At 62.2% G+C, this 9,379-nt stretch carries 10 protein-coding genes and 1 pseudogene; 4 read left to right on the top strand and 7 right to left on the bottom strand.

What is annotated here, in order from left to right; translation table 11 throughout:
• Window positions 1-746, bottom strand: a pseudogene (locus VIM98_RS17450) (transcription-repair coupling factor); the annotation flags it as partial.
• A gap of 127 nt (window positions 747-873) precedes the next feature.
• A complete protein-coding gene (locus tag VIM98_RS17445; protein WP_331994385.1) occupies window positions 874-1,482 on the bottom strand; it encodes a GNAT family N-acetyltransferase in 609 nt (202 codons plus the stop codon).
• Between the two features lie 214 nt (window positions 1,483-1,696).
• Here VIM98_RS17445 and VIM98_RS17440 point away from each other — a divergent pair, with 214 nt between their 5' ends.
• Window positions 1,697-2,089 carry a VOC family protein gene (locus VIM98_RS17440; protein WP_331994384.1) on the top strand — a complete coding sequence of 131 codons (393 nt, stop codon included), beginning with the start codon at window positions 1,697-1,699 and terminating at the stop codon, window positions 2,087-2,089.
• 8 nt (window positions 2,090-2,097) lie between these two features.
• On the opposite strand, the gene VIM98_RS17435 is transcribed toward VIM98_RS17440, so the two are convergent.
• From VIM98_RS17435 to VIM98_RS17420, 4 genes are all read right to left on the bottom strand, one after another.
• The gene (locus tag VIM98_RS17435) at window positions 2,098-3,006 is read right to left on the bottom strand and encodes a cation diffusion facilitator family transporter (protein WP_331994383.1); all 909 of its coding nucleotides are present in this window, start codon (window positions 3,004-3,006) and stop codon (window positions 2,098-2,100) included.
• 22 nt (window positions 3,007-3,028) lie between these two features.
• A complete protein-coding gene (locus VIM98_RS17430; protein WP_331994382.1) occupies window positions 3,029-3,535 on the bottom strand; it encodes a Slp family lipoprotein in 507 nt (168 codons plus the stop codon).
• Between the two features lie 50 nt (window positions 3,536-3,585).
• A complete protein-coding gene (locus tag VIM98_RS17425) occupies window positions 3,586-4,461 on the bottom strand; it encodes a 23S rRNA (adenine(2030)-N(6))-methyltransferase RlmJ (RefSeq protein ID WP_331994381.1) in 876 nt (291 codons plus the stop codon).
• Between the two features lie 252 nt (window positions 4,462-4,713).
• Entirely contained in the window at window positions 4,714-5,004 is a 291-nt protein-coding gene (locus VIM98_RS17420; protein ID WP_331994380.1) for a hypothetical protein, read from the bottom strand.
• Here VIM98_RS17420 and VIM98_RS17415 point away from each other — a divergent pair.
• The 3 genes from VIM98_RS17415 to VIM98_RS17405 are packed head-to-tail and all read left to right on the top strand — an operon-like array spanning window position 5,003 to window position 8,141.
• Window positions 5,003-6,694: a copper resistance system multicopper oxidase gene (locus VIM98_RS17415; RefSeq protein ID WP_331994379.1), complete on the top strand. Its 1,692-nt coding sequence runs from the start codon at window positions 5,003-5,005 to the stop codon at window positions 6,692-6,694. The genes VIM98_RS17420 and VIM98_RS17415 overlap by 2 nt on opposite strands.
• Window positions 6,691-7,554 (top strand): copper resistance protein B, encoded by an 864-nt coding sequence (locus VIM98_RS17410; RefSeq protein WP_331994378.1) that lies wholly within the window; start codon window positions 6,691-6,693, stop codon window positions 7,552-7,554. Before VIM98_RS17415 ends, VIM98_RS17410 begins: the two co-directional genes overlap by 4 nt.
• An 11-nt stretch (window positions 7,555-7,565) precedes the next feature.
• Window positions 7,566-8,141, top strand: a complete 576-nt coding sequence (locus VIM98_RS17405; RefSeq protein WP_331994377.1) for a cytochrome c — start codon at window positions 7,566-7,568, stop codon at window positions 8,139-8,141.
• Between the two features lie 107 nt (window positions 8,142-8,248).
• Here the strand turns inward: VIM98_RS17405 and VIM98_RS17400 are convergent, their stop codons facing one another.
• Window positions 8,249-9,175 (bottom strand): DMT family transporter, encoded by a 927-nt coding sequence (locus tag VIM98_RS17400; RefSeq protein ID WP_331994376.1) that lies wholly within the window; start codon window positions 9,173-9,175, stop codon window positions 8,249-8,251.
• Window positions 9,176-9,379 lie beyond the last annotated feature (204 nt).

Genomic DNA, 9,379 nt, shown 5'->3' with positions numbered 1-9,379 from the left:
TCCTGGTACAGCGGACAGCGCCTGATGTCGATTGGAAAGCGTTCGCGGAGGTTGGCGCGGAAATCCTTGGCTGCCACGTCAGTGAGCGGAAATTCGCGCGCCGGAAGCAATTCCACGCGATCGACTTGCTGGCTTGAGCGCTGCGTTTCCGGGTCGAAGCTCCGGATCGATTCGATTTCGTCGTCGAAAAGCTCGATGCGGTACGGCTCGGATGTGCCCATCGGGAAGATGTCGATCAACGCGCCGCGCACGGCGAAGTCGCCCGGTTCTGCCACTTGCGGCACGTTGCGGTACCCGGCGGCTTCGAGTCGCCGCTGCTCCGCACTGAGATCGAGTTTTTGCCCTTTGTGCAGCATCAGTCCCGAGCCCGCGATGTGACTGCGCGGAGCGATGCGTTGCATCAGCGTGGCGATCGGCACGACCAGCACGCCGCGTTCGACCGAGGGCAGACGATAGAGCGTGGCGATGCGCTGGGAGACGATTTCCGGATGCGGACTGAAAACGTCGTAGGGCAGGGTTTCCCAATCCGGGAAATGCAGCACCGGCAAGCCGCCGGCGAAGATGCCGAGTTCGTCCTCCAGCGCATGCGCGCGCTGGGTGTCGCGGGTAACCGCTACCAGCAGGCCCTGGTGCGAACGTGCTGTTTCAGCGACCAGCAGGGCGCGAGCGGACCCGTGCGGCGGTGTCCAGAAGCGGCGTTGCTTGGGCGTGGTGGGAAGCGGCGGATGCGGAAGAAGGTTGGGCATGAGGCGCGTAGAAATCGCTCTGTTCGCGGCCAGAGCGGTCGCGGCATGAAAGCAGGCTAGTTTAGCGCCCTATGCTGTGCCCGAGCAGTGTTTTTTTGCGCTGCGCATACCGCTTCCGCGACTCAGCCTACAGAGCGAGCGATATCTGCGCGGTGCCAGGTTCGTCCGGCTGCAGCCGGCGTACGAAGCCCAGCTCACGACACAACTGCAGCATGGGGCGGTTTTCCAGCAGTACGTAGCCCCAGATTTCACTGAGCTTGCGTCGCCGGCATTCGTCGACCAGGCGTTGCATCAACAAGGCGCCGAGACCAAGGCGCGTCCAGGTAGGCTCGACCAACACGGAGAACTCCGCGCTATCGGCCGACTCGTCCACATAGATGCGGCCCACGCCGCGGATCTCGGACGGACTCACGCTATCGTCCTCAAGCACATAGGCGCGCTCGATCGCCGGATCGATCCGGCACAGGCGTTGCGCCATGGACTCCGGCAGCTCGGACATCGAGTGCAGGAAGCGGCGACGAATGTCCTCTGGCGACAGGCGTTGAAAGCAACGCTTGATCGCCGCGACATCGTCCGGGTGGATGTCGCGCAGACACAGTTCCCGCCCATCCTGGGTCCGCACCCGCTCGCCAGCCGGCTGGCGAACCAGCTGCAGCCGGGCGAAGCGCTCGCGCGAACGCGGCGGCACTGCGGCATGGCTGGAGGCGTCGGTAGTCTGGAGGGCGGGCAAGCTCATATACCGTACTGTGTGCAATGCAGCATGAACGATTTCCTTTAAAATCGTGCTTTTGATCGATTTTTGTTGCGACTGCGTCGTCCTGGCGTAAGCTCCGGGAGGCATCTTGAGCCCCTGGATGTAGGGCTGGCGTCAGTCCCGGCCTGCGGCGGACAATGCCGGGCCTGGCGCCCACGGCAGAACAGCGCGTGGGCGCGCTACCAAGGAAGCCCGCATGAAGCAACGCATAGGCAGCTTCGCGCTGCTGGTCGCCGATTACGACGAGGCGATCGCCTGGTATACCCGTGCCCTGGGATTCGAGTTGATCGAGGACACGCCACTAGGGGGCGATAAGCGTTGGGTGTCGGTGGCGCCGCGAGGCTCGCAGGAAACCCGCATTCTGCTGGCCAAGGCCGACGGCGATGCGCAAGCGGCGCGCATCGGCGACCAGTCCGGCGGCCGGGTCTGGCTGTTCCTGCATACTGACGATTTCGAGCGCGATTGGCAGTACATGCGCGCGCAGGGCGTGCATTTCCGCGAAGCGCCGCGTCACGAGCCCTATGGCACCGTGGCGGTCTTCGAGGATCTCTACGGTAACGCCTGGGACCTGATCCAGCCGATCCCCTGACTGCCATTTCAGTCTGCGAAATCGGGCTCGAAGAAACTCCAGCGCACGTCCGGAAAAGCTTGCCTGATGGCAGCCTCGGTACGGTTAATCGCCTCGATCAAGCTGCGCTGGTCGGCGGCCGGTGCCATGCGTGCTTTGACAGCTACCATCACGTCGGGTCCCATTTGCAGTGTCAGCAGGTTGAGCACAGCCTCGACCTCGGGACGCTCGTTGATGAAAGCGATCATCGCTTCGCGCTGCTCCGGTTCGACGCCCTGACCGACGAGCAATGCCTTCACCTCGGTCGCCACAGCCACCGCCACGATGACCAGTAATACGCCGATGGCGATCGTGCCGGCAGCATCGAATAGCAAATTGCCGGTCAGGATAGTGGCGATCACCGCCGCAAACGCGAGAGTGAGGCCAAGCAGGGCAGCCAGGTCTTCGCCGAAGATCACCAGCAGTTCGCTTGAGCGTGTCTCGCGGAACCATTTCAAGAGACTGCGCTTTCCGCGTGCCTTGTTCACTTCCTGCAAGCAGCCGTGCATCGAAATGCTTTCGACCACGATGCTGAAAGCCAGCACGCCGACGGCCAGCCATGGCCACCGCAAGGGTTCGGGATGGCTGAGCTTGTGCACGCCTTCGTAGATGGAAAACATGCCGCCCACACTGAACAACAGCATCGCGACCAGAAACGACCAGAAATACATCACCCGGCCCCAGCCGAGCGGATAGTCCAGCGATGGCGGTCGCTTGGCTTGGCGTATGCCCAGCAGTAGCAGCCCCTGGTTGGCACAATCGGCCAGCGAGTGGATCGCCTCGGCCAGCATCGCTCCCGAGCCGGTGACGATCGCAGCGATCAGCTTGGCGACAAAAATGGAAAAATTCGCGCCCAGCGCGAGCAGGATCGCTCGCAGCGAGTTGGCGTGTCCTGACATGTTGAGCTCCCCCGATGGCGGTTTAGCGTATGACGCCAACACCGACACCTACGCCGAAGTTGACCTTGCCGCTCTGCAATTCTTCGGCGGTCCAGCGATGCGCCTGCGTCGCCGTCACCAGCGGAAAGACGTAATCGGCGTCGCCGACCTTGCCGCTGCGGCTGCCGTTGAGGCGCCCGGCGACGGTGATCGGTGCGCCGGCCGGATAATTGATCGGTTCGACGTAACCCGGCAGCGTGGCAATAAAGCGGCCGATGCCATTACCGCTCAGCTTGGGTCGCTGCGAGCTGTCCAGCACATAGGCCAGGACCTGGATTTCGGTGTGGTCGGCGAAGTTGTTCACCTGCACGATACGACCGCCCCAGATCACATCGCGGCCCGTGTACTGTTCCGGCGTCTGTGCCACCTGGGTCGGTGCCACGACGACATTGGCCGCCGTCGGCTGGTAGATCGGCGCAGGTGCGCAAGCGGTCAGCAACACCAATGCGACCGGGACAGCGAAACGGATCAGAGACTGAATCGGACGCATGGCCTTGGTTCCTGGCAAGGGTGGGTAACGGAATGGCGCAAGCTTAGCGCCTAGCCGGTTTCCTCGACCAGCCAATCGAGCCGGGCGTCGGCCGGTCGATCCTGGCTCAGCAGGCGCCCTAGCGCCTTCAGCGGTTCGCGCAAGGCCTCGTCGAGCTTCCATGGCGCATTGACGATGACCATGCCCGAACCGTTGAGACGAAGCGGTGAATCGTCCGGCCATACCAGCAATTCGGCCCGCAGCACGCGCCGCGCTCCGCAATGCTGCAGCCAGCGATGGAACGGCTGCACTTGGCTGCGCCGCTTGATGGGGTACCAGACCGCATAGATGCCACCAGGCCAACGCACCAGAGCCTGCTTCAACGTCTGCTCGATCGTGCGGTATTCGTCTTCTTGCGCCTCGAAAGGCGGGTCGATCAACACCAGTCCGCGTTTCTCGCGTGGCGGTACGAAGCTCTTGAGTGCTTCATAGCCGTCGCGCTCATGCACATGCACGCGTGCGTCGTGCCGGAACAGCTCGCGCAACAGGGTGGCTTCCTCCGGATGCAGCTCGCATAGCTGGGCGCTATCGCCCTCGCGCATGGCTGCCGCCGCCTGCAGTGGCGAGCCAGGGTAGAGCTTCAGGCCGTCTTCGTTTCCGGGCAGATCCAGAATGCTGTCCAGCCAGCGCCTCAGCAATGGCGGCAAGGCGGGGGCGTTACCATCGCCGTGCATGTCGGGGAACAGCAGGCGCGCAATGCCATCCTTGTATTCGCCGGTCTTGTCCGCTTGTGCGCTATCGAGTGCATAGCAACCGCTACCCGCATGTGTATCGACGACGCAGAACGGTGCCGGCTTGGCCTTGAGCGCTTCGATCAGCGCAAACAGTACGGTATGTTTGAGGACGTCGGCAAAATTGCCGGCGTGGAAAGCGTGGCGGTAATTCATGTCGGGCATGCCTGGAAGTGTCACGCAGTATAGGCATTTCGTCGCCCGGGTGCCGGCTTGGAGTCTGCTCCAGAGTTGAGCGGGGCAAAACAGACGGCTATTCTCGGCGTCGATGACTCGCCGCTCGCTCTCGCCTATCCGCCGTTCCCGTGCCGTGCTGGCCTGGGCGCTGTGTGCATGGCTGGCGCTGGTCGGCATGGCCTGGGCACAGACCGATTGCTGCACCGGTGCGCACATGCACGACGTCACGCATCACATACATGCCCACGGAGCGGCGAACGTCGACTGTACCTGCGTCCATGCACCCGCCACGATGCCGCCGATAGCGGCGGTGAGTCGTCCCGCCGAATTGACATATGCCCCCTTGACGATGCCGCTGGATCGCGACGCTCCCCAGCCGTCTCGCGCGCCGCCCTTGCGCCCGCCTGCCAGTCGGGCGGCCTGATTGTCACGCATGTCCGCCGTCGCAATCTGACGGTTGGGCTGGATCGTTGCATTGCCGCGATCGCTGCTTCGGCGGTCGCGGGCGGAGTTATTTCTCATGGTCAAGCAAACCCGTGGCGTCTCGTTGCCGCGACGTCGATTCGTACAAGGTCTCGCCTTCGGTGGTGTAGCCGCTGGGCTAGGGCTGTTCCGCGGTAGTGCATGGGCTGTACCGATACCGCGCCAGGAGCTGAGGGGCAACCACTTCGAGTTGGAGATCGGCGAGTTGCCAGTAGATTTCACGGGCCGTAAGCGCATCGCTACCGTGGTCAACGGGCAATTGCCTGCGCCGCTATTGCGCTGGCGCCAGGGCGAGACGGTCACCTTGCGTGTGCGCAATCGCCTGAACGTAACCAGTTCGATTCACTGGCACGGTATCGTGTTGCCAGCGGATATGGATGGTGTACCCGGGCTCAGCTTCGACGGCATTCCCCCCGGTGGCGAATACCTCTATCGCTTTACGGTCAATCAGGCAGGCACGTATTGGTATCACAGCCATTCGCGCTTTCAGGAGCAAACCGGCCTGTACGGCCCGATTATCGTGGAGCCGCGAGGTGGCGCGCTTCAAGGCGCCCAGCGCGAGCATGTCATCCTGCTCAGCGATTGGACCGACGACGATCCCGAGCGCATTTTTGCCAATCTGAAAAAGCAAAGCGATTACTACAATCAAGGCAAGCGCACGGCTGGCGATTTTGTGCGTGACGTGCGCCGCGATGGGGTTGCTAAAGCCCTGGCGGATCGTCGCATGTGGAACCGGATGCGCATGGATCCGACAGACCTCGCCGACGTTTCGGCGATGACCTATACCTATCTGGTCAACGGACACGCGCCGGCAGGTAACTGGACGGGCCTTTTCGAGCCTGGCGAGAAAGTGCGCCTGCGCTTCATCAACGGCGCTTCGATGACGTTCTTCGACGTGCGTATTCCTGGCTTGAAAATGACTATCGTCGCTGCGGACGGCCAACCCGTGGAACCGGTGACCGTAGATGAGTTCCGCATTGGTACCGCCGAGACCTACGATGCCATTGTCGAGCCGACGGCCGATCGTGCCTGGACCGTATTCGCGCAAAGCATGGACCGTTCCGGGTATGCCCGCGCTACCCTGGCACCGCGTATGGGTATGAATGCCGACATCCCTGCGCTCGACCCGCGTCCGCTGCTGGGTATGGGCGACATGATGGGGGGAATGGATCACAGCATGCACGACATGGCGGGCATGAACATGTCCATGCTCACTAGCCACACGGACATGCGCGGCGATGGCCCGGAGATCGACATGCACGTGCCGCAACCGCGCAGCACACTGGACGATCCCGGGGTGGGCCTTCGTGACAACGGTCGTCGCGTGCTCACCTATGCCGACCTGCACGCCGTCGATGCAGCTATTTCACCGCGCGTCGATCGCGAGCTGACACTGCATCTGACCGGTAACATGGAACGTTACCTGTGGTCGTTCGACGGACGGCGCTTTTCGGCTGCCGGTCCTATCCGGTTGCGGTATGGCGAGCATGTTCGAGTAGTACTGATCAACGACACCATGATGACCCATCCGATCCACTTGCATGGCATGTGGAGCGAATTGGAAGCGCTTGACGGACGATTCCAAGTGCGTAAGCACACGGTAGTCGTGCAGCCGGCGCAACGCATCGCGTATCGCGTCAGTGCCGATGCGATCGGCCGGTGGGCCTATCACTGTCATCTGCTATATCACATGGAAGCGGGCATGATGCGCGAAGTGGTGGTCGCATGAAGCGCCTGGTGGCTATCTGCTTGCTGGGCGTGCTATCGGGCGCAGTCTGGGCGCAGCATGCAATGCACGATATGACGAACATGCAGGACATGCCTGGCATGTCGATGCCGGCACCTGCGGCGGCAAGTACCACGATATTGCCGCCGAACGATCATGTGCCGCCGCCACCGCCCCAACGTCCCATGCCGTCGATGACGCACGGGGGCGATGCCATGGATATGCACGACAACGGTACGCGCGCGATGCTGTTAATCGATCGCCTGGAGCGCACACGCAGTATCGGTGGCGATCATGCGTGGGCCTGGGAGGCCGAAGGCTGGTGGGGCACCGATCTGAATCGCCTCTGGGTACGCACCGAGGGCGAGCGCGACCGGTCGGCGACGCGCGATGGCCGCTTGGAGCTTCTTTGGGGACACGCATGGACGACTTATTGGGACGCTCAACTGGGGGTTCGGCAGGATATCGGTGATGGACCGAAGCGGCAGTGGCTGGCGCTGGGTGTGCAGGGGCTGGCGCCATACTGGTTCGAAACCCAGGCGACATTCTATGCAGGCGAGCAGGGGCGCACTGCGTTGCGCCTGGAAACCAGCTATGACTTGCTCTTGACCCAGCGACTGATACTCACGCCCAAGGTAGAGTTGAATCTCTATAGTCGTAGCGATCCACGGCGCGCGATCCGCGCGGGCTTGTCCGAAGCGGAAGCGGGCCTGCGGCTGCGCTATGAGTTCAGTCGGCGCTTCGCGCCGTATCTGGGTGTGTCTCGTACGTATCGGCGCATGACGGATGCGCCGGTCGCAGGTCCTGTCGATACGGCCGCACAGGAAACTGTCTGGTTGGCCGGTGTGCGTTTCTGGTTCTAGCGAGGTGAGTTATGCGAGCAGTGCTCTTTGCAGTAGTGGTTCTTGCGGCGGCGGTAGCGATATTCGTGTACTCGGGGGTGTATGACATTGGCGCAGACAAACCGCATTGGAGCGTGACGACCAGGACATTGGAAACCTTGCGCGAACGCTCCATCGCGCGAGCGGCGACCCATATTGCCGTACCGACGGATCTGGATAGCGAGGTGCGCATTCGCGAAGGTGCCGAGCACTACGCGCAGATGTGCGCTGCCTGCCATCTGACGCCTGGCATGCGTAGCACCGAGCTACGCCAGGGCCTCTATCCGCAACCGCCGGACCTGGCCAAGCTGGGCACCGATCGTCCGGCGGAGGCTTTCTGGGCGATCAAGCATGGCGTGAAGCTCACTGCGATGCCCGCGTGGGGCGTCAGCCACAGCGACGATGCTATCTGGGACATGGTGGCCTTCATCCGCAAGCTGCCGCAGCTCGATGAAAATGGATTCGTCGCGTTGGCGGGGACGCATGGAAACGATGGACACGGAGGACACCATCATCATGAGGGCGGTGGTGACGATGACCATCCTGCGAATGCCTCATCGGTCCACTGACGTCGATGTGCTCACCTCAATTCTCTCTCCTGGCATAGCCCAGGGGAGGGCAAGCAGGTAGTGCATCCGTTGCCGCGAATTGAGCTCGATCGGCACAGAAACGAACATCAATCGACGAGGTTGTGGCTCTCCGCCGTCCCGAGCAGATCCGGGTCTGCCTTGCCTTTGCTTCGATGCAGGAACGGGTGCATGAAGACCGCGCCGAGAATCACCGCCACACCAAGATAGAACCATCCGTCCAGTTGTCGCTGTTCTCCAAGCAGAACAATTGCCAGCACGATGGCATAAACCGGCTCCAGATTGGTCACCATCTGCGTCTCGAATGCGCTCATATGGCGCAGTGCGATCAAAGCCAGCGCAAAGGGAAGAAGCGTGCAGCCGAACGCCAGCAGCAACAGCAGTAACGCATCGTGCGCATCCGGCAGGACAAACGCCGGTCCGGTATGTGGCAGCAACGGTGCCAGCAATGTCAGGAACAGCGCCCCCGTTCCCAGTTCGATGCAGGTGACCGTCAGTGGATCGGCATGTTCCACCAATCGCTTGTTGAGCGATCCGAATACAGCCACCAGCAACGCTGACATGGCACCCACGACAATCCCGAGCCGCATGTCCACCGGCACACCGCCCACCACCAGTGCAACGCCAGGAACCACTGCTACTGCGATCAACAGCTCACGCGGGTCGAATCGGCGCCGTGCGATCCACGGTTCGATAAAGGCGAGAAACACCGGCCCCAATGCAATGCAGGTGGCGCCGACCGACGCATTGGACAACTTTATCGCCGCGTAGAAGGTCAGCCAGTGCAGTGACACGATCGCGCCGATGCCCGCATAGGCCCAGCGTAGCCGTGCCGGCATGGCCTTCAGGCCACGCCATACCCGTGGTACCAGCAACAGGGCACCGCTGACCAGCAGCATGCGCCACCACACCAGAGGGAGCGCAGCGACGGTGATCTGCTTGCCGAGGATGGCCGTAAAGCCCCAAAGCAGGACACAGAAGTGGATCTGGAAGCGGGCCTTCGAGATGGAGTGCATGGGAGCGCAATGCCGGAGGGTGTGGCATTGTAGGTGAAGCTGCCCGCACTGCGGGCGACTTTAGGGAACCTCTAAGAACTGGCTCTTCTGTGGGAGCGACTTTCGTCGCGACGATCGTGCCTTATCGCAAGTCCTTGTCGCGACTGAAGTCGCTCCCACAACGATAGGATCCGTTTTCGCTGTGTCCAAGTCATTGACAGGTTT

Origin of the sequence: Dyella sp., from assembly GCF_036568765.1 — a bacterium.
Lineage (GTDB): Bacteria > Pseudomonadota > Gammaproteobacteria > Xanthomonadales > Rhodanobacteraceae > GSA-30.
This window is presented reverse-complemented; position numbering and strand designations above follow the sequence as displayed.

Excerpts from the sequence above, each read along its gene's own strand:
- VIM98_RS17445 (WP_331994385.1), bottom strand. The coding sequence starts at position 1,482 with ATGAGCTTGCCCGCCCTCCAGACTACCGACGCCTCCAGCCATGCCGCA.
- VIM98_RS17440 (WP_331994384.1), top strand. The coding sequence starts at position 1,697 with ATGAAGCAACGCATAGGCAGCTTCGCGCTGCTGGTCGCCGATTACGAC.
- VIM98_RS17435 (WP_331994383.1), bottom strand. The coding sequence starts at position 3,006 with ATGTCAGGACACGCCAACTCGCTGCGAGCGATCCTGCTCGCGCTGGGC.
- VIM98_RS17430 (WP_331994382.1), bottom strand. The coding sequence starts at position 3,535 with ATGCGTCCGATTCAGTCTCTGATCCGTTTCGCTGTCCCGGTCGCATTG.
- VIM98_RS17425 (WP_331994381.1), bottom strand. The coding sequence starts at position 4,461 with ATGAATTACCGCCACGCTTTCCACGCCGGCAATTTTGCCGACGTCCTC.
- VIM98_RS17415 (WP_331994379.1), top strand. The coding sequence starts at position 5,003 with ATGGTCAAGCAAACCCGTGGCGTCTCGTTGCCGCGACGTCGATTCGTA.
- VIM98_RS17420 (WP_331994380.1), bottom strand. The coding sequence starts at position 5,004 with ATGAGAAATAACTCCGCCCGCGACCGCCGAAGCAGCGATCGCGGCAAT.
- VIM98_RS17410 (WP_331994378.1), top strand. The coding sequence starts at position 6,691 with ATGAAGCGCCTGGTGGCTATCTGCTTGCTGGGCGTGCTATCGGGCGCA.
- VIM98_RS17405 (WP_331994377.1), top strand. The coding sequence starts at position 7,566 with ATGCGAGCAGTGCTCTTTGCAGTAGTGGTTCTTGCGGCGGCGGTAGCG.
- VIM98_RS17400 (WP_331994376.1), bottom strand. The coding sequence starts at position 9,175 with ATGCACTCCATCTCGAAGGCCCGCTTCCAGATCCACTTCTGTGTCCTG.